Source organism: Actinomadura craniellae, from assembly GCF_003289645.1.
Taxonomy (GTDB): domain Bacteria; phylum Actinomycetota; class Actinomycetes; order Streptosporangiales; family Streptosporangiaceae; genus Actinomadura_D; species Actinomadura_D craniellae.
In genome coordinates, this window is sequence record NZ_QLYX01000026.1 from 12,500 (window position 1) to 33,214 (window position 20,715).

Here is a 20,715-nt window from a genome sequence, read left to right on the forward strand (position 1 = left end):
CTGGCGATCCTTCCCGCTGCCGGCCCACTCACCGGCAGGGACATCCGTGCTGCCGCCGGGCACGGGCACCAGGACGACGGTCAGGGCCACCAGCGCAGCACGTCGAGGACGGCGACGGCGGCGTTCCAGACCGCGTCCGGGCCGCCCTCGGCGGCGATCGCCTCGGCCGCCTCGCCGAGGATCGGGAGCAGCCGGGCGCGGGGCAGACCGTCCGTGACGTCCCGGACCGGCCCGCAGCCCTCCGCCGGCGCGGACGCCCAGGAGGCTCCGCGCGCTCCGGCGAGCACGGCGTGCAGGCACCGGCCGCGCAAGTCCGGGTCGGGCTCCGCCCGGGCGAGCCGGAACAGCGTCCCCAACTCCCGCGGCGGGACCTGGAGGGCCAGGTCGTACAGGGCCTCCGGGCGCTCACCGTGGTCCTGCACCTCCGCCAGCGCGTCGACGGCGTCCCGCAGGGCGGCGGGCAGCGCCGGATCGCCGAGGTACGGCATGAGCACGGCCAGCGCGATCACCCGGTTCCGGGGACCGAGCCCGGGAACGCCGGCGAGCACCATGCCCACGAGTTCGGTGCGCAGCGGGTCGGGCGCGTACGCGAGGCAGCCGAGCAGCAGGGGCGCCCGGTCGTCGGGAGGCAGATCCGCCGACTCCGCCACGATTTCGGCGACGACCTCCGCTCCGCGTTCCCGCGGCAGGTGGGGCAGGGCGGAGGACATCGCGTGCAGCCTGGGCACCCGGTGCTGGGCGTCCGCCCGCTCGACCAGTTCGCCGATCAGAGTGTCGGCGTCCGCCAGGTAGGGTGCCAGGCCGCCCAGCAGCCGCGCGCGCTCCGCCAGGTCGGTGACCCGGGACAGCGCGGCCCGGGCGGTCGCGACGGCGGCGGCGCGCGGTCCGTCCGGCAGGTACGGCAGCAGCGCGGTGATCCGGGCGCAGCGGCCGGACGGAGCGCTCAACCTCGCCACATCGTCCAGCAGCGAGAGCCGGTCCTCCTCGGCGAGGAACGGCAGCAGCCGGAAGTAGTGCCCCTCCAAGAGGATGTTGTCGTTCTCGCGCAGCGCCGGCAGCGCCCGCCGGACGACGGCCTCGCGCGCGTCCGGCGCCGCGGCCTCGATGAGGGCGAGGAGGGTGCGGCCCCGCGGTTCCGCCGGGAAGGACTCGGCCTCCGCCAGCACCTCCAGCGCCAGGTCCGCGTCGAGGTGCGGGGCGAGCGCCTCGTACAGGGCGGCGCGGTACCACTGCGACTCCTGCGACCGGGCGAGCTTGAGGGCGTCCTGGACCCAGGGCCGGCCACCGTCCGGCGGTATGACCCGGAAGACGGCGCTCACGCTCTCCACCGCGGGACCGAGCGTGGTGGTCACGTTCCCCATCGCGGTGGGATCGGGAGTCTCCTCGAACCCCTCGCCCAGCGCGGCCATGAGCTGGCCCATGTTGCCGATGCCCGCCGCGTTCCGCGCCTCCGCCAGCAGGCCGGCGGGGTCGGATCCGGGCAGGTGCCGGGCGAGGGCGGCGTCGACCACGAGCCTCCCCGGGGCGCTCGACCGCGCCGCGACGTCCTGGAGCGCCGTGACCAGGGCCGCCCACAGCGGGGCGCCGACGTGCGGGCGCAGCGACGTCACCGCCCCACTCAGGGCCGCGCGGTCGCGGACGCCGTGGCCCGCGGTCCGGAGCGCGTCGAGCAGCCGTGCCGTCCCGCGCTCCAGGTCGCCCGGCGGGAGGAAGGCGGCCGTGGCGGCGAGGGCGAGCGCACGGCCGAGCGCGTCCCGGCGGGTGGTGACCGGCCCGATCGCCCGGACGTGCCGGGCGCGCGAGGCGTCGGGCAGGTGGGGCAGGATCTCCGCGGCCAGCGCGAGGTACTCGTCGGGGGCGACCTGCCGCTCGGCGGCCGGCAGCAGCCGGTCCAGCATCGAGGGCGGCAGGTGGGCGGCCAGGGCCCCCAGCCCCCGGTAGGCCGCGGGGACGTCCCGGGCGAGCCGGACCCCGGCGAGCGCCCGGTCCAGCAGCGCCCCCCGGCGTTCCGGCGCCGCGTAGGGCAGGGCCCGGCCCAGGACGACGGCCCGCCGGCCGAAGTCGAGCGAGGCGAGCGCGGCGACGACGACGCGGTCGAGGACGGCGGTCCGAGCGGGCTCCCCGAGCAGGGGCAGCAGGCGGGAGACGGCCTCCGCCGAGGCGTCGGAGTCGGTGAGCCGGTACGCCCACACCAGCGCGTCCGACACCGCCCGGGCCAGCGCCGGGCCGGGCAGCGCCGGCGCGAGGGCGACGACGATCCCGAGGAACCAGTCCAGCTCGGCGGCCGTGGTGCCGTACCCGATGAGCAACTGCTCCAGCCGCTCCGGCGGGAGGTCCGGGGCCAGCCGGTCCAGCGCGATCTCGAGGTTGGAGCGGTACGGGAAGGACTGGATGTCGTCGAGGGCGGCGGCGACCACGGCCTTGCGCCGCGGTTCCGGCAGGTGCGGGAGGACGGCGGCCAGCGCCGCCGTCCGGTGCTCGGGGTCGGGCAGGGTCGCCGCGGCCACGGATTCCGCCGCGACCTCCCGCCACGGCTCGCCGGACAGCCGGGGGAGCAGCGCGCCCAGGGCGAGGGCGCGATCACGCCCGCCGGCCATGCCGCGGGCGGCGGTGACGGCCTCCGTGACACGGGCCGGGGTCAGGTACGGCGCGAGCACGCCGTAGAACCGGCTCGACGGGTACTCGTCCGGCGCGAGCCGCCCCAGGTACCCGGCCGCCGCCTCGGCGAAGGCGGGCCTGCTCTCCTCCGGCACCGACCTGGCCAGCGCGCTCAGCGTCCGCGCCCGCTCGGGCAGGCCGACGCGGCGCGTGGCCTCCAGCACCTGCTCGGCCATCGCGGTGACGAGGTCCGGTGCCAGCCGCGGACCCAACCGGTCGAGCAGCCGGACCACGGTCTCCGCCCCCAGCCGCGCACCGGTGTCCAGCACTTCGCGGACGAGGTCGGGCGGCAACGGGCCGGGCAGGTGGGCCAGCAGCAGGGCGAGGGCTTCGGCCCGGGGCCCGGCGACCGGGATCCGCCGCGCCACCGCGATCGCGTCGTCCAGTTGCGCGGGTGGCAGGTGGGGGCCGATGGCGGCCATGATCTTCAGCAGGTCGTCGTTGCTCGGCCCGCCCTCCAGTTGGAGGTCCGGCATGTCGTGGCCGTGGTCGGGGGACTGGCTCTCCCGCGCCCCCGCCACGATGAGCGAGTCCAGGATCCCGCTCGCCAGCTCGGCGCGGTCGCCGGCCGGGAGCCCGGGGAGCAGGGGAAGGTACGCCGGCGAGCCGGTGGATTCGGCCTCCGGGGCCAGGAGCGCCAGGGCCTCGGTGAGCCGCGGCTCGTCGAACTGCCCGATGATCGAAGCCAGCGCCGCGGCCCGGCCGCCCGGCACCCGGACGGTCGCCAGCGCGGGCAGCAGGGCGCCGGCGAACTCCGGGCGCTCCGCGGCGGGCAGGTGGGGGAACAGTGCGGCGAGCATGCTGGCCGCGTCCGCCACATCGGTGATCGCCCGTACGGCGCCCAGCGCCTCGACGGCCTGCCCGGCCGACAGGAGAGGAGCCAACTCGGCCAGGGCCGCCAGGCGGGTGCGCTCGTCGAGCGCGGTGTGCAGCGCGTCCAGGGCGGCCCGCACCAGCCGGGCGCGATGCGCGTCGGGCAGCAGCGCCGCCAGCACGATGATGCCGTTCAGCCGCAGGGCGGCCAGCTCTTCGGCCTGGTGGCCCAGCAACTCGTTGGCGAACTGCGCGTGCGAGCCGGGGTCGAGATGGGGGGCCAGGGCGGTCAGCGCCTCGATCCGGTCGGCGTCCGGGAGCCTGGGCGCCAGCCCGACGACCTCGGCGATGATCCGGTGCCGCTCGGGTTCCGGGACACGCGACACCAGCGGCACCAGAGCGCGCGCCCGCGCGCCCTCGTCCATGGCCCGGGCGGTGTCCAGGAGGCTTGCCAGGACGCGTTCGCGGTGCTCCGCGCCCCCGGCGCCGAGCAGCCCGGCCAGCCCGGCGACCCGGGGCAGTTCCGCCCCGACCGCCAGCACGGCGGTGACGGCCTCGGCGAGCCGGGCCTCCCGCAGGTACGGCGCCACGAGGGCCAGGCCGGTCACCCGCTGCCAGTCGGCGGGGACGAGCATCAGCTCCTCGGCCAGCCGGTCCAGTTCCGCGTCCCACCGGTCGGGCTCGGCGGGCCCGCGCAGCGCCACGAGCACGGCCGCGCGGTGATCCGGGCGTAGCTCCGCGAGCGCGCCGAGCAGGCCGGCCGCGGCATGCCGGGGGTCGGTTTCCAGGGGGAGCACCGCCGCCAGGGCCCGCTGCCCCAGCAGGAGGTCGGAGATCCCGCGGGCGGCGGAGACGACGGCCTCCCGCTGCGGCCCGGTCAGCTCCCCCGCCCAGGGGACGATCTGCTCGATCGCCCGGGCGACCTCGGCGTCGCCCAGCGCCCGCAGCAGGTCGATGGTCTCGGCGGCCACCTCCCGCCGCAGGTCGGCGTCCAGCCCGGACCTGATCGCCAGGTAGCCGGCCATCCGGCCGCTCAGGTCGGGGATCCGGCGGACGTGGGCGAGCGTCCGCTCCGGTTCCCAGCAGCCGGTGACCAGCAGCCGGGCCAGCAACCCGGCCGGGATGTTCGCCGCCATCGACGTCAGGCTCGCCGAGATCAGCGCGTACCTGATCTCCAGACCGATCTCCGCCGCCGGGCGCCCGGCGGCGCGGATCTCGTCGGCCGTCCGCCGGGCGGCGGCGCGGGCCAGCGCGATGTCCCGCAGGTACGCGGTCGCGTCACCGGTGGACTCCCGGGCGGCGTACCAGAGGTTGCCGCCGGAGTACTCGATCGCCAGCAGCGCGTGCACCTCGGTGGTCCGGCCGGCGGTGATCAGGTGCGGCACCAGGTGGCGCCGGCCGTACAGCTCGTCGTCAGGGTCCTCCGGGAGCGGGGTTCCCGGGCCGGCCAGCAGCGGCAGGCCCTCCGCCAGACCGCCCCAGCGCAGCAGGTAGTGGTCGGCGATCAGGGCGTGCGCCCGTCGTGTGGCCGCGGCCAGCTCCTCGCGGAGCGCGTCGGCGCTCGCGTGCAGGTCCGGGATGAGGGAACCGCCGATGAACTCCCGGAGGCTGGCGTGGTAGAACCGGTACCTGGCCGGCGCCCCCGGTGTGCGGGCCTCGCAGAACGGGCGCAGCCGCTCGTCCAGGAACCGGCGGACGACGGTGGGCTCGGTCGAGCCCGCGACGGCGGCCAGCAGCTCCGCGCCGACGGGCTCCGCCGCCGCCCCCAGCGCGGCGATCACCGGGAGGTAGACCCGGTCCCACAGCGGGAGATCCGTGCGCAGCGTGAGCAGGTTCTCGGCGTAGTACGCCCACAGGTCCTGCGGCAGGCGATCGACCTCGCTGGGCGAGCGGGTGCCGATCAGCACCTCCTCCAGGACGTACCGCAGGTAGACCCAGATGCCGTCGCAGCGGCGGGAGAGGGTTTCGGTGAAGTTGGCGAGGGTGACGCCGTGCTCGTCCAGCCGGGAGAGGATGCCGGCCTCTGTACCGAGCCCCTCCAGGTAGCGCCGCATGTCCGCGCGGTTGACCGGGTCGGTCACCTGGAGCGTGCGGGTGCGGCGCGGCCCCCGCACGGAGTACACGGCCGTCCCGGTGCGGAACGTGGCGATGACGTGGACGCCTGCCGGGGGACGCGCGGGCAGCCCCAGCGGCGGGCCGGTCTCGGACGGTTCGGCCTCGTCCAGACCGTCCACGACCAGGACCAGCCGGGGCTCGCCTCGGTCGCGGGCACGGGTCACGGCCGCGTTGAGGACGGCCTCGAACCAGCCGGGGTCGGCGGACTGCGGCGGCAGGACGTCCCTGGGCGCGAATTCGTGCAGTTCGTACCGCGCGATCAACTGGGCGGCGAGATTGCGTCGCGCCACGCTCTCGACGTTGCCGCCCGGAAGCCGGGTGAAATGGCATGCGTAACCGCGGGCACCGCTGAGCCAGGCCGCGAAGGCCGTTTTCCCCCACCCGGCGTCGGCTTCCAGCAGGAAGTAGCCGCAGGGCGCCGTGCCGAGGAAGTCGTCAATGTCGGAGACCAGCCATTCCCGGCCGGTGAAACGGTCGAGTTCCAGTTCCGCGTGCAGCGACGCCGGATCCTGGACGGCGTCGGCCAGCGGGATCGAGCCGTCGGCGAACACGTTCGTCGTGATCGGCGCGTGGACGTCGCCGCCGACCGCGACCGACGCCGTGCCACCGGCCCACGTCGACCTGGCCTGCCGTCTAGCCGCCATCGGCCTCGGGCCTGGCCGGGGGCGCCTGGGCCGAGGTCTGGATGGGTCCGTGGTTGTCCCCGCCGATCGCCACCGCGCCGGGGCCGCTCGCTTCGACGGCCGGCGGGGCCGGGGTGGCGGCCTGCTCGCGGGCCGCGCGCCAGGCGAGCACGGCCCAGATCGAGGTCAGCAGGAGGACCCCGGCGCCGATGGACCACGCCCATGCGCTGGTCCAGACGTTGACGAGCACGGAAACGGCCACCGAAACGGGAACGGTCAACGTGGTGAGGAAGGCGACCTGGTGCGTTTCGCGCCATGAGGAAAACCGCGCCACAGATTGTTCACCGCCCCCGGCGCCGAATGCGGACCTCAGGCTAACACCCTGTCCCCATCGGTTCATGGCGTGCCGGAAAACGAATCCGCCTGGTGTGCGGAGGTGCGGATAGGGCGTGCTCAATTGCGCCGGGCGACGGGTTCGCGCAAGGGCCGTGCGGAACTCAGTGGAAGGCGTGCTCCCAGGTGGCCGTGAGGTGCCACTCGCCGTGGTCGCACTCGAGTTCGTAGGTCGACTCGGGGCCGTCGCCCGGCTGGGCCCGCACCTGCCACAGCCAGAGGTCGACGTCGTCGAGGGGGCGGACGCAGGCGAGCATCTTGAGGAGCGCCACCACCTCGTACTCGCGCTCGCCGTGGTGGAAGGTGACCGGCCTGTCGTCGTGGAACCGGACCTGGACCGGATGTCTGGACAGTCGCCGCCGCATACCCCGAAATCTATCGAACAAATGTTCGAATGACTAGGGGTGCAGCGCGGCGGCCACGGTGTCGGCGAACTCCGTCGCCAGCGGGCTGAGCGCCCGCCACTGCCGCGCGGCCCAGCCGACCGTGATGGGCGTCAGTCCGGGGACGGGCACCGCGCGCACCGGGGCGTCGGGGGAGAGCGCCAGCCGGGGCAGGGCGGGCAGGACCGCGTGGCCCACCCCGAGTTCGGCCAGCAGGACGGCGGTGTCCCAGTCGGCGACCCCGGCGGGGGCGGCGGGCCGGACGCCCAGCCGGACGAAGTCCTCCTCCAGCCGCAGCCGCGAGGTGGAGCTCTCCGGGTGGGCGATGTGCCGGATACCGGCCAGATCCTCGGGGTGGATGGCGTCCCGGGCGGCGAGCGGATCGTCGCGGTGGACGACCAGCACCCAGGGCAGTTCGATCACCGGGCGCTGCTCGACTCCCGGCAGCGGCCCGCCGAAGGTGATCCATGCCAGATCCGCCCGGCCGGCCCGCAGGATCTGCACGCAGCGCCGGGTGGAGTGGGCCGCCTGGAACGCCAGCGTCGCCCCGGGGTGGCGGTCGCGGAAGGCGGTGATGGCGTCGGCCATGAAGTGCCGCACGGTGACGCCGCCGGTGGTGACCTGCACGGTGCCGCCCGCGCCGCTGCGCAGCTCGCCGAGCCGGTCCAGCGCGGCGTCCAGGGAGGCGAGGCCGTCCAGGGTGGCCTGGTAGAGGATCCGGCCGGCCGGGGTGGGGACGACCCCGCGGGGCCGGCGCTCCAGCAGGGTCAGCCCGATCTCCCGCTCCAGCCGCCGGACATGCTGGCTGATCGCCGGCTGGGTGCGGCCCAGGGCGCGGGCGACGGAGCTGAGGTTCTCGGCCTCGCATACCGCGACGAACACGCGGAGGTCGTCGAGCGTCACCGACCCAAGCTATCTCTAGGGGATGCCCAAGGAAATCCAGGAATTGACGATGGTCTGGGGCCTTCGGAGGATGGCTGCGGCGGCAACCTGCCCGCGGGGCTCGTCCGGCGGCGGCCGGTGGCCCGGGCCGCACGGCGCCGGCGCCGGGAGGCTTGCGGGCAGGTGCCGACCCCCCGCCGAGGAACACCGGGAGCGTGCGCATGGCCGCAGGACCGGGCACGACCGCCGCGCTCGCGTTGCTGACGTCGGCCGGCGCGGCGGGGATCGCGCATCCGGGCGGCACGCTGCTGGCACATCTGCGCCGGGTGCACGACCTGCTCGACGCGTGGGACGCCCGGCCCGCCGTCCGGCTCGCCGGGCTCTGCCACGCCTTCTACGGCACCGACGGCTTCCCGGTCGCGCTCGGCGGCCTGCCGGACCGGGGTCGGCTGGGCGCGGCCATCGGCGTGGAGGCCGAGACGCTGGTCCGGCTGTACGGGGGGTGCGACCGGGGCTTCTCCCATCCCCGGCTGGCCAGCGACGGCGGGGAGTTCAGGGACCGCTTCACCGGGGCGGTGTTCCGCCCGCCGCGGCGGCTGCGGCGCGACTTCGCGGAGCTCACGGTCGCCAACGAGTTGGACGTCGTCTCGGCCGACGCGGGGCTGCGCGCCCGGTACGGGCGGGAACTGCGGGACCTGTGCACCGCCTGGCACGACCTGCTCAGCGCCCCCGCCCGGCAGGCCGTCCGGATCATGCTGCCCTGAGAAACAACCGGCTTCTCCCGACTTATCCGGATCTTTGGTAGGGGGTCGACTAGCCTGACCGGCAGACATCGCCATTGCGGCGAGGAGGATTTCGCATGAACAGAAGTGAACTCGTCGAGGCGGTCGCAGGCCGCGCCGGCAGCGACCCCGCGGCGGCCCGCCGCCATGTGGACGCGGTCTTCGAAGCGGTCATGGAGAGCGTCGCCGCAGGCGAGCGCGTCGTGGTGACCGGCTTCGGCACGTTCGACCGGCTCTCCCGCCCGGCCCGCACGGCCCGCAACCCGCGCACCGGCCAGCAGATCGAGGTCGCGGCCACCGAGGTACCGCGGTTCCGGGTGGGCCAGACCTTCCGGGACCGGGTCGCCCGCACCGCCCCCGCCCCCGCCGCCGAGATCGCCGCTGAGGAGCCTCCCGCGGTGAACGCCCCGGCGGAGCCGGCGCCGAAGCAGCCCAAGAAGGCCAAGCAGGGCAAGGCCGAGAAGGCCGCCGCCAAGAAGGCGTCCGGAAAGGCCGCCGTCGACAAGAGAGCGGGCAAGAAGGCGAAGGCCGCCAGGCCGGCCCCGCCCAAGAAGAAGGCCAAGGCGAAGGCCGCCAAGTCGCGCTGAACCGGCCGCGCTCCGGCTACGCGGGCAGGTCGTAGGCGTCGGTGAGGCGTTGGGGGGCGGTGAGGTACCACGCCTCGGTGATCACCTCTTCCAGCTCGTCCCGGGGGACGGCGCCCAGCCGGACCTCCACCCAGCCGTACTGCTCGGAGGTGTAGGAGCGGGCGAACGCCTCGGGGTTCTCGCCCACCATCGCGGCCTGCTCGACCAGCGTCGCCTTCAGCATCGCGGTCTCGCCGTCCTCGGACAGGTACCCGAAACCCTTCCCGGCCACGTTGAACCCGGTCCAGTTCGTATGCTCCTTTTGCCGGACCTCGGGCAGCGCCAGCACGATCTGCAGGAACTCATCAGCGGACACCCCGCGCGCACCCGTCTCACCCATAGGAACAAGACCTACCAGCGACCACCGACAATTCCGTCGGGGCCGCCGGGAAACCGCCGGGAAACCGTTCGGCGGCTACCGGGACCTCCTCACAGCAGGCCGTGGGTCAGCAGCCGGTCCGGGGTGATCGGGAGGTCGCGGACGCGGATCCCGGTGGCGTGGTGGACGGCGTTGGCGATGGCGGCGGGGGCGCCGACGATGCCGATCTCGCCGATGCCCCGGGAGCCCATCGGGTTGGCGTGCGGGTCGACCTCCTCCAGCCACGCCGCGTCGATGTCGACCACGTCGGCGCAGGCGGCGATGTGGTAGTCGGCGAAGTCGTGGTTGACGACGTGCCCGAACCGCGGGTCCAGGACGCTCTCCTCGTGCAGCGCCGCGGACAAGCCCATGATCATTCCGCCGATGAACTGGGACCGCGCGGTCCGCGGGTTGATGATCTTCCCGGCGGAGAACACCCCCAGCATCCGCGGTACCCGGACCTCGCCGGTGTCGGCGTTCACCCGTACTTCGGCGAACTGGGCGCCGAAGGAGTCGGCGGCGAAGTCACCGCCGGGCTCGGCCGGGGCTTCGGCCGACGCCTCGGCGCCCACCGGCGGGCCTTCCCCGTACCGGGCCCGGAAGGCCCGGGCGGCCGCGACGACCGCGGACCCCCACGAGCTCATCCCCGAGGACCCGCCGGCCACGCTGGCCTGCGGCAGGTCGCTGTCCCCGATCTCCAGTGCGACGGCCCCGACCGGCACCTCCAGCGCGTCGGCGGCGATCTGGGCCAGGGTGGTCCAGGTCCCGGTGCCGATGTCGACGGCCCCGATGAGCACCGAGTAGCGGCCGTCGGGGGTGTAGCGGACGGTGGCGCGGTTGCCGGGCAGCAGGTGCCGGGGGTAGGTCGACGCGGCGACCCCCGTCCCCACCAGCCACTCGCCGTCCCGGCGGACGCCCGGCGTGGGGTCGCGGGGGTCCCAGCCGAACCGGCGGGCCCCCTCGCGCAGGCACTCGACCAGGTGCCGCCCGCCGGACCACGGCCGGCCGGTGACCGGGTCGGTCCCGGGCTCGTTGCGCGCCCGCAGCTCGATCGGGTCGAGACCGCAGGCGACGGCGAGCTCGTCCATCGCGACCTCGGCCGCGAACATCCCCGGTGCCTCGCCGGGGGCGCGCATCCAGGCGGGCACCGGGACGTCGAGCCGGGCCAGCCGGTGCGAGGTGCGGCGGTTCGGGGCGGTGTACATCATCCGCGAGCACACCGCGGTCTGCTCCGCGAACTCCTTGAGCCGGGCGGTCTGCTCGACGACCTCGTGGGAGATCGCCGTCAGCCGACCGTCCGCGGTGGCCGACAGCCGGACGTGCTGGACGGTCGGGGTGCGGTAGCCCACCTGGGAGAACATCTGCTGCCGGGTCAGCGCGAACTTCACCGGCCGGCCGGGCACCGCCTGGGCGGCGAGGACGGCGAGCGCGTGGTGGGCGTGCGCCGACCCCTTGGACCCGAAGCCGCCGCCGACGTAGGGCGAGACCACCCTGACCCGGCCGGGGTCGAGCCCGAACGCCGTCGCCAGCGCCCCCCGGACCCGGTGCACGCCCTGCGACGAGTCGTACAGCAGCAGCTCGCCGGGCTCCGCCCACAGCGCGATCACGGCGTGCGGCTCCATCGGGTTGTTGTGCTCCATCGGGGTCCGGTACGTCCGGTCGATCGTGACCGCGGCCGGCGCCGCGTCCACGTCCCCCTCGGCGGTGTCGGTCGGGTACCCGGCGTTGAGCACGTCGGGGGCGTAGAGGTCGTCGCGGCGGGGGTCCAGCTCGGCGTCGTGCGGGAGGTTCTCGTACTCCATCCGGACCAGGTCGGCGGCGTGCCGCGCGACCTCCAGGGTCTCGGCGAGCACCGCGCCGACGAACTGGCCGCGGAAGGCGATCTCGGTGGACTGGAGCACCCACAGCTCCGGGTCGTCGCCGGACACCATCCGGGGCGCGTTCTCGTGGGTGAGCACGGCGATCACGCCGGGCAGCGCCCGGGCCGCCGCGGTGTCGGCGCCGGTGACCCGCCCCCGGGCGACGGTGGCCTGCACGGGATGCAGGTACACCGGTTCGGTGACCGGATGCTCGAAGGCGTAGGGGGCGCGGCCGGTGACCTTGATCGTCCCGTCGGCTCGTTCCAGCGGGACGCCGATCGCGTGGAAATGCAGCAGGTCGACCGTCACGAGTTCGGTGGTCATCGCCCCTCCTCCGTCAGCCCGCGCAGCGTCGCCACCAGCGTGGACGCCGCCAGCGGCACCTTGAACGCGTTGTGCGCCAGCGGCCGCGCGGGGGCCAGTTCGGCGTGGGCCGCGGCGGCGAACGCCGTTTCGGTGGCGGGCTCGCCGCGCAGCAGCTGCTCGGCGCGGGTGGCCCGCCACGGCCGGTGCGCCACCCCGCCGAAGGCGATGCGCACATCACGGATCACCCCGTCCGCGACATCCACGGCCGCGGCGACCGAGACGAGCGCGAACGCGTACGACGCCCGGTCGCGGACCTTGCGGTACGCCGAGCACGCCGCCATCGGCAGCTCCGGCAGGTCCACCGCGGTGATCAGGTCGCCGTGGGAGAGCACCGTGTCCCGCTCGGGCGCGTCGCCGGGCAGCCGGTACAGCTCGCCGATCGGGATCGTCCGCTCTCCGGCCGGGCCCAGCACCTGGACCTCGGCCTCCAGCGCGGTCAGCGCCACGGCCAGGTCGGACGGGTGCACCGCGACGCACTGCTCGGACGCGCCGAGGATCGCGTGCCCACGGTTGTAGCCCTCCAGCGCGGAGCACCCGCTGCCGGGCTCCCGCTTGTTGCACGGGGTGGTGACGTCCTGGAAGTAGACGCAGCGGGTGCGCTGCAGCAGGTTGCCGCCGGTGGTGGCCAGGTTGCGGAGCTGCCCGGACGCCCCGGCGAGCAGGGCGGCGGACAGCATCGGGTAGCGCCGCCTGATCAGCGGGTCGGCGGCCAGGTCGGAGTTGCGCACCGCGGCCCCGACCCGCACCCTGCCGTCGGGCAGGGACGAGATCGTGTCCAGCGGCAGCCGTGACACGTCCACGAGCAGGTCCGGCCGGGCCACGCCCAGCTTCAGGTGGTCGACGAGGTTGGTGCCGCCGGCCAGGAACGCCGCCCCGGGGTGCTCGGTCACCAGGGCGACCGCCGCCGTGGCGTCCATGGCGCGCCGGTACTCGAACGGGTTCACCGGGCCACCTCCCTGATCGCGGCGACGATGTTGGGGTAGGCGCCGCAGCGGCACAGGTTCCCGCTCATCCGTTCCCGGATCTCCTCGTCGGTCAGTTCGACCCGGCCGGCGCCGTCGCGGGTGACGTGGCTGGGCCAGCCCGCGGCGGCCTCGGCGAGCATGCCGACGGCCGAGCAGACCTGCCCGGGGGTGCAGTAGCCGCACTGCAGCCCGTCGTGGTCGAGGAACGCGCGCTGCACCGGGTGCAGGGAGTCGCCCTCGGCGAGCCCGTCGGCGGTGACGACCTCGGCTCCGTCGTGCGCCACGGCCAGGGTGAGGCAGGTGGTCGCGCGCCGCCCGTCCAGCAGCACCGTGCACGACCCGCACTGCCCGTGGTCGCAGCCTTTCTTGGGCGCGGTCACCCCCAGCCGCTCGCGGAGGGCGTCCAGCAGGGTCGTGCGGGTGTCGACGGTGAGCGACCGCTTCCGGCCGTCCACGTGCAGGGTTATCGATTCGTCCATGGCCATGACCTCGGTTTCCGGCGGAATTCTCCGGATTCCCCCTGTCCGCGGATCGGCCGGTTACGCCTACGGATGTCCGAATGTCGGTGACGCCCGTCATGATGCCCGCATGACCGAGACGCCGCCCTTCACCGAACTGATGGACCAGGCCGCCTACGCGCAGGCCGTCCTCACCGCGACCGAGGCGGCCGCCGCCTACTACGGCGCGGGCGACTCCCCGCTCGACGACGACGCCTACGACCGGCTGGTCCGCGGCATCGCGGCCTACGAGGCGGCGCACCCGGACGAGGTGCTGCCCGACTCCCCGACCGGCAAGGTGGCCGGCGGCGCGGTGGTCGGCGACGTACCGCACGCGACCCCCATGCTCAGCCTGGACAACGTGTTCTCCGCCGAGGGGCTGGCGAACTGGATGGCCGGGCTGCAGCGGCGGCTGGGCCGCGAGATCGCCGCCTGGAGCGTGGAGCCCAAGCTCGACGGCCTGGCGGTGTCCGCGCTCTACCGCGACGGCCGGCTGACCCGGCTGGTGACCCGGGGCGACGGCCTGGCGGGCGAGGACGTGTCCCACGCGATCGGCACCATCCTCGGGCTGCCGGACGCGCTGACGTCGCCGGTCACGCTGGAGATCCGGGGCGAGGTCCTGATGACCCGCGAGCAGTTCGAGGCGGCGAACGAGATCAGGGTGCGGCACGAGGGGGTGCCGTTCGCCCACCCGCGCAGCGGCGCGGCGGGCACCCTGCGTGCCAGGGAACGGCCCTACAAGGTCGAGATGACCTTCTTCGGCTATGCCGCGCTGCCCTGGGAGGACGACGACCAGGCGGGGCTGCGCGGGCTGGCGCACGGCGCGACCATGGACCTGATCGCCGGACTGGGCGTGGGCACCACCGCGGGGACGCCGGTCGAGCCCCGCGTCTGCACCACGGCGGAGGCGGTCCAGGCCCGGATCGGGGAGATCGCCGCGCTCCGGGGCGAGCTGCCGTTCGGGACCGACGGCATCGTGATCAAGGCGGACCTCGCCGCCGACCGCGAGCAGGCCGGTTCCGGCTCCCGGGCCCCGCGCTGGGCGGTCGCCTACAAGCTGCCCGCCACCGAGAAGATCACCAAGCTGATCGACGTGACCTGGAACGTCGGCCGGACCGGGGTGATCGCCCCCCGGGCCGTGCTGGAGCCGGTGGAGATCGACGGCGTCGTGATCACCTACGCGACCCTGCACAACCCCGCCGACATCACCCGCCGCGGACTGATGATCGGCGACCAGGTGATGGTCTACCGGGCCGGCGACGTGATCCCCCGGGTGGAGGCACCGCTGGTCCAGCTGCGCACCGGGGCGGAACGGGAGATCGAGTTCCCCACCGGCTGCCCCCGCTGCGGAGCGGAACTGGACGTCACCCAGCAGCGCTGGCGCTGCGTCCGGGGCCGCGCCTGCCATGCGGTCGCCTCGGTCGGCTACGCGGCCGGCCGCGACCAGCTGGACATCGAAGGACTCGGCGAGACCCGCATCGTGCAGCTCGTCGAGGCCGGGCTCGTCGCCGACTTCGCCGACCTGTTCGTGCTGACCTCCGAGCAGATCCGGGGCCTGGACCGGATGGGCGAGACCAGCACCGCCAACCTGCTGGCCGCCCTCGAACGGGCCAAGGCCAGGCCGCTCAACCGGGTGTTCTGCGCGCTCGGCGTGCGCGGCACCGGGCGGTCGATGTCACGCCGGATCGCCCGGCACTTCGGCGCGATGGAGGCGATCCGCGGCGCGGACCTGGACGCCTTCCAGGAGGTCGAGGGCATCGGCCCGGAGAAGGCGGCCCTGCTCGTGGCGGAACTCGCCGAGCTCGCCCCCCTGATCGACCGGCTGGTCGCGGCGGGCGTCAACATGACCGAGCCCGGAGCGCCCGGCCCGGCCACCGCCCCGGGCGCCGACGCCGACGCCGGGGAGGAGCCGCCGCTGGCGGGCATGACCGTCGTGGTCACCGGCTCCATGACCGGCCCGCTGGCCGAGCTGACCCGCACCCAGATGAACGAACTCGTCGAACGGGCCGGTGGCCGGGCGTCCTCCGGTGTCTCGGCCCGGACGTCACTGCTGGTGGCGGGCGAGAAGGCGGGCTCCAAGCAGGCCAAGGCCGCCGACCTGGGCGTCCGGGTGGTCACCCCCGAGGAGTTCGCGGCGATGGTCGAGGGCTTCCTGCCGTGACCGCGGCGGGGCGGCGGTGGAGGCGCGGGACCGCCGGCCGCGACCACCGCCCTGCCGGCCGGTCAGATCAGTCGATGTCGAGGCCGACGACGGAGGAACAATCGATGCAGATCCATTCCGCGACAACGGCTTCGGAGCCCGGCATGTCGCGGGTGCGATAACGCTGTTTCACCGGACGGCGGCGCATTCCCAGACCGCATTCCGCGTGCAATACGCGCCCGCACGTCCGGCAGGGCCAGACATCGTCGTCCAGGCGGTCGCAGCGCGGGCAGTTCAGTGCCGAGTCGAGATGGTCGAGATATTCGTCGCCGGGCCAATGATAGTCGGCCAACCAGGCAAGATACTCCTCGTCGGCCGGATCGAGCACTGCGGTCATTGATTCGGGATAACGGTTCGGGGCGGGCCGGGTCGCCCGGGCGGCCAGCAGCACCAGAAGGCCGATCAGCACGGCGGAAAAGATCATTTCTGCGGCCCTCGGCGCGGGCGGGTCCGAAGGGGATTTCCGGGGGGCACTCCGAGGTCCTTTCGCGATCTTGCACCGGGCGCGTGATCAATGGTCACAGCGCCAGAGTGTTGCGAACGGTACAAGAAACCATTCCCGCAAGGAAAGTCGATCAGCCTCTCGGCGAGTTCACCGCGCGCGGCGGGACGCGCCGGGCGGCGGCCACGGCGGGGGCCACGGCGGCGGCTCGCCCGGGGCCGGCGCCTCGGGCTCGGGGTCCCGCTCGTACCGGGGGAACAGCAGTACCGCCACGAGCCCGAGCGCCAGGGCCGTCACCCGCATCGCGGCCAGGCCGCCGTCCTTGGGCCAGGGCTCGCCGTACAGCGTCGTGCCCACCAGCAGCAGGTAGATCTTGGCGCTGATGGTCATCACGGTCGCCACGATGATGACCCGGCAGCGCTGGAACCCGACCTGGAGGATGGCGAAGCCCACCACGGCGGACAGCACGGTGACGTAGGGGTAGGGCGTCTGGAGGATCGTCAGCCCGGGCGCGCTCGCCTCGCTCCAGCCCTTGACCGCCACTTCGGCGGCGCCCACCGGGAACCCGGCGCTGAGCCCGTAGGCCACCCCCGCGACCGGCCGGGCGTGCCGCCCGTCGGGCCGGTGGTCGCCGAGCACCATCAGCAGCAGCGGAACGGCCAGTGCCGGGGTCACCACCAGGGCCAGCTGCCAGCCGGGCATCTCGGCCGATCCGACCTTCGGCGGGGTGCCGATCGACAGCGCGAGCAGCAGCATCGCCGCCGCGACGAGCAGCAGGCTCAGCCATTCGCGCCCGGACAGCCGCTCGCCGAAGACGGTGATTGCGATCAGCGACAGCGGGACCAGGCCCGAGACGAAGATCGGTACGGCGACGCCGAGCGACAGGGTGGACAGCGCGATGATCTGCAGCGCCAGCCCGCCCAGCACGAGGACGACCCCGCAGAGGAAGATCCAGTTGGTGAGGATCGTCCAGGCCATATGCGGAATGCGATGGCTGCGTACGGCCTCCATCCGTCCCGCGGACAACTTGAAAATTGCAAAACCGACGTAGTAGAGGCCAGTTGCACCGAAAGCCGCCGTGATCCCAGTCATCCCGCAGGATTATGGCGGAGAGTATGGCTTTTGTCACACATGCCGTAGAACCGGATGGAACGGATCGTAAGTGCAGGTAGTCGAAGGTAGAGCGTTACAAGTCGGGCAAAACCACCGGATTTTTCCGGTGGCCATCTTAGGGTGACGGCGGGTGCCGCTCGGGAGGGTGCGCGTGGGCATGGGGAATTCGACGAAAGGGCTGGTGACCGCCGCTGCGCTGGCGGTCGCCCTGCTGGCGGGGGGCGCCTGGTGGACGCTCAAGCCCGGCCCCGGCGACCGTGACTGCGCCGGCACCACCCGGCTGCGGCTGGCCGCCTCGCAGGACAAGGTCGGAGTGCTCCAGCGCGCCGCCGACGCCTATGCCAGGACGTCCGACGTCGACGGCATGTGCGTCCGGGTCACCGTCGACTCCAAGAACTCCGGGACGGCCATGCTCGCCCTGGCCCGCGGCTGGAACGAGCGCGAGGACGGGCCCCGCCCCGACATCTGGAGCCCCGCCTCGACCACCTGGGTCACCCTGCTGCGCGAGCGCGCCCAGCAGGCCGACCGGCCCTCGCCGGTGATCGACGGCGAGGTCCAACCGATCATGACCTCGCCGCTGACCATCGCCATGCCCGAACCGATGGCACGGGCCCTCGGCTGGCCCGACAAGCCGCTCGGCTGGGAGGACCTGACGAAGCTGGCCACCGACCCGCGGGGCTGGGCGGCGTACGGGCACCCCGAGTGGGGCGCGTTCCGGCTCGGCAAGACCAACCCCAACCTGTCCACCTCGGGCCTGAACGCGACCATCGGCGCCTACTTCTCGACCACCGGGACCACCGGCGACCTCACCCCCGCCGACATCGCCGACCGGGAGAACCGAGCCTTCGTCCACGACCTGGAGAAGTCGATCGTCCACTACGGGGCGACCACGCTGACCTTCCTGAGCAACCTGCAGCAGGCCGACGACCGGGGGCAGGCCCTGTCGTACATCTCCGCGGTCACCGTGGAGGAGGGCGCCGTCTGGCACTACAACCAGGGCAACCCCGCCCAGGACCCGGCCACCCTGGGCCGGCACCGGCCGCCGTCCGTCCCGCTCGTGGCCGTCTACCCCAAGGAGGGGACGCTCTACTCCGACCACCCCTACGTGCCACTGGCCGGCCTCACCCCGGCCAAGCGGAAGGCCGCCGACGACTTCCTGCGGTACCTGCACGGGCCGCAGTCCCGCGCGCTCTTCGACCGGTACGGCTGGCGCGACCACCAGCGCCGGGCCGGCCCCACGATCCAGCGGGCGCCCGGGCTGAACCCCGCGACGTTCGAGGCCAGGAGCCTGCCCGGCCCCCGGGTGCTCGACCTGGTCCTGCAGAGCTGGAGCGAACTACGCAAACCCGCCAACGTCCTCCTCGTCGTCGACCGCTCGGGCTCGATGACCGAACCCGTGCCGGGCACCGGCAAGAACAAGGGCGACCTCGCCAAGACCGCTGCGATCGAGTCGCTGGTCGAGTTCCGCGGCCACGACAGGGTGGGGCTGTGGGCGTTCTCCTCCCGGCTCGACGGCGACCGGGACTGGCAGGAACTGGTCACGCTCGGCCCGATGGACGCGAACCGCCGCACGTCCCTGCGCGCCCGCCTCTCCGGGCTGCCGCTGGGCGGCGGCACCGGGCTCTACAACACCGTCGCCGCGGCGTACGAGAAGCTGCGCGCCGCGCCCGACGAGGGCGCGATCAACGCCGTGGTGGTCCTGACCGACGGCAAGAACGAGACCCAGGGCGGCCTCGGCCTGGAGGACCTGCTGGGACGGCTGCGGGCCGGGGAGGAACGCCGGGTCCGGGTCTTCGCGATCGGGTACGGCAAGGACGCCGACCAGCGGGTGCTGGGCGACATCGCGCGGGCCGCCGAGGGTGCCTCCTACGACTCCGCCGACCCCAACGGCATCCGGGAGGTCTTCGCCGAGGTGATCTCGAACTTCTGAGCGGAGACCCCGTCACCGCCGGTCAGACGGGGCGCGGCACCCCGAAGCGGCCCCGAGTGTCCGCGCGTGCCGCCCGGACACCATAGACTTGGCGCGCCAAGGCGCGTGGAGCCGCTCGTCGGCGTGCCCGCGCCGGGCCGAAGACAGACCGGCGAGCGCGCCCGGCGCGCCCCGGCCGATACAGCGACCGCCGTGCCGCAGTTCGCGCGGATCAAGGAGACCTACCCCAGTGAAGACCGATGTCGAGGAGCTGACCCCCACCCGGGTCAAGCTCACCGTCGAGGTGCCGTTCGACGAGCTCAAGCCGAACCTCGACAAGGCGTACAAGGAGATCTCGAAGCAGGTGCGCCTGAAGGGCTTCCGGCCCGGCAAGGTGCCCGCGCAGCTCATCGACCAGTACGTCGGCCGGGGCGCGGTGCTGCAGGAGGCGGTCAACGACGCGCTACCCGAACTGTACGGCCGCGCCGTCGAGGACAGCGAGCTGTTCGTCCTGGGTCAGCCGGAGGTCGAGATCACCACTCTCGACGACGGCAAGGAGCTCGCGTTCACCGCCGAGGTCGACATCCGGCCCAAGTTCGAGGTGCCCGACTACGACGACCTCGAGGTCACCGTCGACGACGTCACGGTGACCGACGAGGAGATCGAGGAGACGCTCGGCAACCTCAGCGAGCGCTTCGCCACCCTGACCACCGCCGACCGCCCGGTCGAGGACGGCGACTTCGTCACCATCGACCTGTCGGCGACCGTCGACGGCGAGGACGTCGAGGAGATCCGGACCACCGGCTACTCCTACGAGGTCGGCAGCGCCTCCTCGGTGCCGGGCCTCGACGAGGCGCTGCCCGGCATGTCCGCCGAGGACGCCAAGACCTTCACCAGCGACCTCACCGAGGGCGAGCACGCGGGCGAGGCCGCCGAGGTCACCGTCACCGTGCAGGGCGTCAAGACCAAGCAGGCCCCCGAGCTCGACGACGAGTTCGCCCAGCTGGCGAGCGAGTTCGACACGCTCGAGGAGCTGCGCGGCGACGTGCGCACCCGGCTGGAGCGGCAGAAGCTCCTGCAGCAGGTCGCCGAGGCGCGCGACAAGGCGCTGGAGGCCCTGCTCGCCAAGGTCGACATCCCGCTGCCCGAGAAGGTCGTCGAAGAGGAGATCTCGCGGCGCAACGAGCAGCTGGAGCAGCAGCTCCAGTGGAGCGGCATGTCCCGCGAGGAGTACCTCGAGCAGGAGGAGAAGTCCGCCGAGGACTTCGAGACCGAGGTGGCCGACGCCGCCCGCACGGCGGTCAAGGGCGGGTTCGTGCTCGACCAGCTCGCCCTCCAGGAGGAGCTGGGCGTCGAGAACGAGGAGCTCAGCGAGTACGTCGTCACCCAGGCCATGCAGATGGGCGTGCAGCCGCAGCAGCTCGCCCAGCACCTGACCGACAGCGGCCAGATCCCCGCCCTGGTGTCGGAGGTGCTGCGCAGCAAGGCGCTCAACCTGCTGGTCGAGAACGTGAAGATCAAGGACGAGTCGGGTACCGAGCTCGACCTCGAGGCGCTCCGCCGTGAGATCAACGGTGAGCCGGCCGCCGAGGAGGCCACTGAGGAGGCCGCCGAGGAGGCCGAGGAGGCCGAGGAGACCAAGGCCGGCTCCTGAACCGGGCCGGTCGCACGGGCCGGTGCCGCCCCGCGTGGGCGGCACCGGCCCGTGCGCGTCCGAGGGGTGTCCGGCGG

Annotated in this window: 15 protein-coding genes; 5 read left to right on the top strand and 10 right to left on the bottom strand. The window is 73.9% G+C overall.

Features of this window, described 5'->3' with window-relative positions; all coding sequences use genetic code 11:
- Window positions 1-80: 80 nt before the first annotated feature.
- The 4 genes from DPM19_RS34085 to DPM19_RS34100 all read right to left on the bottom strand — a co-directional run bounded on the left by DPM19_RS34085 (window position 81) and on the right by DPM19_RS34100 (window position 7,888).
- Window positions 81-6,230: a hypothetical protein gene (locus tag DPM19_RS34085; protein WP_111872240.1), complete on the bottom strand. Its 6,150-nt coding sequence runs from the start codon at window positions 6,228-6,230 to the stop codon at window positions 81-83.
- Window positions 6,220-6,471, bottom strand: coding sequence for a hypothetical protein (locus DPM19_RS34090; protein ID WP_158566989.1), 252 nt, complete (start codon window positions 6,469-6,471; stop codon window positions 6,220-6,222). The genes DPM19_RS34085 and DPM19_RS34090 overlap by 11 nt, the downstream gene beginning before the upstream one ends.
- 235 nt (window positions 6,472-6,706) lie before the next feature.
- Window positions 6,707-6,967, bottom strand: coding sequence for a hypothetical protein (locus tag DPM19_RS34095; protein ID WP_111872242.1), 261 nt, complete (start codon window positions 6,965-6,967; stop codon window positions 6,707-6,709).
- Between the two features lie 33 nt (window positions 6,968-7,000).
- Window positions 7,001-7,888 (bottom strand): LysR family transcriptional regulator, encoded by an 888-nt coding sequence (locus DPM19_RS34100; RefSeq protein WP_111872243.1) that lies wholly within the window; start codon window positions 7,886-7,888, stop codon window positions 7,001-7,003.
- A gap of 200 nt (window positions 7,889-8,088) precedes the next feature.
- On the opposite strand from DPM19_RS34100, the gene DPM19_RS34105 reads away from it, so the two are divergent.
- Entirely contained in the window at window positions 8,089-8,631 is a 543-nt protein-coding gene (locus DPM19_RS34105) for a DUF6817 domain-containing protein (RefSeq protein ID WP_111872244.1), read from the top strand.
- A 95-nt stretch (window positions 8,632-8,726) separates the two neighbouring features.
- Window positions 8,727-9,236 (top strand): HU family DNA-binding protein, encoded by a 510-nt coding sequence (locus DPM19_RS36675; RefSeq protein WP_111872245.1) that lies wholly within the window; start codon window positions 8,727-8,729, stop codon window positions 9,234-9,236.
- A gap of 16 nt (window positions 9,237-9,252) precedes the next feature.
- Here the strand turns inward: DPM19_RS36675 and DPM19_RS34115 are convergent, their stop codons facing one another.
- From DPM19_RS34115 to DPM19_RS34130, 4 genes are all read right to left on the bottom strand, one after another.
- Window positions 9,253-9,591 carry an MmcQ/YjbR family DNA-binding protein gene (locus DPM19_RS34115; RefSeq protein ID WP_233511105.1) on the bottom strand — a complete coding sequence of 113 codons (339 nt, stop codon included), beginning with the start codon at window positions 9,589-9,591 and terminating at the stop codon, window positions 9,253-9,255.
- Window positions 9,592-9,704: 113 nt separating this feature from the next.
- Entirely contained in the window at window positions 9,705-11,816 is a 2,112-nt protein-coding gene (locus tag DPM19_RS34120) for a xanthine dehydrogenase family protein molybdopterin-binding subunit (RefSeq protein ID WP_111872247.1), read from the bottom strand.
- Entirely contained in the window at window positions 11,813-12,802 is a 990-nt protein-coding gene (locus tag DPM19_RS34125; protein WP_111872248.1) for an FAD binding domain-containing protein, read from the bottom strand. Before DPM19_RS34125 ends, DPM19_RS34120 begins: the two co-directional genes overlap by 4 nt.
- On the bottom strand, window positions 12,799-13,302 hold the full coding sequence (locus tag DPM19_RS34130; RefSeq protein ID WP_111872285.1) for a 2Fe-2S iron-sulfur cluster-binding protein: 504 nt from the start codon (window positions 13,300-13,302) through the stop codon (window positions 12,799-12,801). Before DPM19_RS34130 ends, DPM19_RS34125 begins: the two co-directional genes overlap by 4 nt.
- A 109-nt stretch (window positions 13,303-13,411) precedes the next feature.
- On the opposite strand from DPM19_RS34130, the gene ligA reads away from it, so the two are divergent.
- Window positions 13,412-15,481, top strand: a complete 2,070-nt coding sequence (gene ligA / locus DPM19_RS34135; protein WP_111872249.1) for an NAD-dependent DNA ligase LigA — start codon at window positions 13,412-13,414, stop codon at window positions 15,479-15,481.
- A 67-nt stretch (window positions 15,482-15,548) separates the two neighbouring features.
- Here the strand turns inward: ligA and DPM19_RS34140 are convergent, their stop codons facing one another.
- On the bottom strand, window positions 15,549-15,944 hold the full coding sequence (locus tag DPM19_RS34140) for a hypothetical protein (protein WP_111872250.1): 396 nt from the start codon (window positions 15,942-15,944) through the stop codon (window positions 15,549-15,551).
- A 168-nt stretch (window positions 15,945-16,112) separates the two neighbouring features.
- Window positions 16,113-16,940, bottom strand: coding sequence for a hypothetical protein (locus DPM19_RS34145; protein WP_111872251.1), 828 nt, complete (start codon window positions 16,938-16,940; stop codon window positions 16,113-16,115).
- A 292-nt stretch (window positions 16,941-17,232) separates the two neighbouring features.
- On the opposite strand from DPM19_RS34145, the gene DPM19_RS34150 reads away from it, so the two are divergent.
- Window positions 17,233-19,005, top strand: a complete 1,773-nt coding sequence (locus tag DPM19_RS34150) for a substrate-binding and VWA domain-containing protein (RefSeq protein WP_111872252.1) — start codon at window positions 17,233-17,235, stop codon at window positions 19,003-19,005.
- A 229-nt stretch (window positions 19,006-19,234) separates the two neighbouring features.
- Window positions 19,235-20,638 carry a trigger factor gene (gene tig / locus DPM19_RS34155; RefSeq protein ID WP_111872253.1) on the top strand — a complete coding sequence of 468 codons (1,404 nt, stop codon included), beginning with the start codon at window positions 19,235-19,237 and terminating at the stop codon, window positions 20,636-20,638.
- Window positions 20,639-20,715: the final 77 nt, after the last annotated feature.

What these genes read in the sequence shown, in the direction of transcription:
- DPM19_RS34085 (WP_111872240.1), bottom strand. Translation starts at nt 6,230, where the DNA reads ATGGCGGCTAGACGGCAGGCCAGGTCGACGTGGGCCGGTGGCACGGCG.
- DPM19_RS34095 (WP_111872242.1), bottom strand. Translation starts at nt 6,967, where the DNA reads ATGCGGCGGCGACTGTCCAGACATCCGGTCCAGGTCCGGTTCCACGAC.
- DPM19_RS34105 (WP_111872244.1), top strand. Translation starts at nt 8,089, where the DNA reads ATGGCCGCAGGACCGGGCACGACCGCCGCGCTCGCGTTGCTGACGTCG.
- DPM19_RS36675 (WP_111872245.1), top strand. Translation starts at nt 8,727, where the DNA reads ATGAACAGAAGTGAACTCGTCGAGGCGGTCGCAGGCCGCGCCGGCAGC.
- DPM19_RS34120 (WP_111872247.1), bottom strand. Translation starts at nt 11,816, where the DNA reads ATGACCACCGAACTCGTGACGGTCGACCTGCTGCATTTCCACGCGATC.
- DPM19_RS34130 (WP_111872285.1), bottom strand. Translation starts at nt 13,302, where the DNA reads ATGGACGAATCGATAACCCTGCACGTGGACGGCCGGAAGCGGTCGCTC.
- ligA (WP_111872249.1), top strand. Translation starts at nt 13,412, where the DNA reads ATGACCGAGACGCCGCCCTTCACCGAACTGATGGACCAGGCCGCCTAC.
- DPM19_RS34140 (WP_111872250.1), bottom strand. Translation starts at nt 15,944, where the DNA reads ATGATCTTTTCCGCCGTGCTGATCGGCCTTCTGGTGCTGCTGGCCGCC.
- DPM19_RS34145 (WP_111872251.1), bottom strand. Translation starts at nt 16,940, where the DNA reads ATGGCCTGGACGATCCTCACCAACTGGATCTTCCTCTGCGGGGTCGTC.
- DPM19_RS34150 (WP_111872252.1), top strand. Translation starts at nt 17,233, where the DNA reads ATGGGGAATTCGACGAAAGGGCTGGTGACCGCCGCTGCGCTGGCGGTC.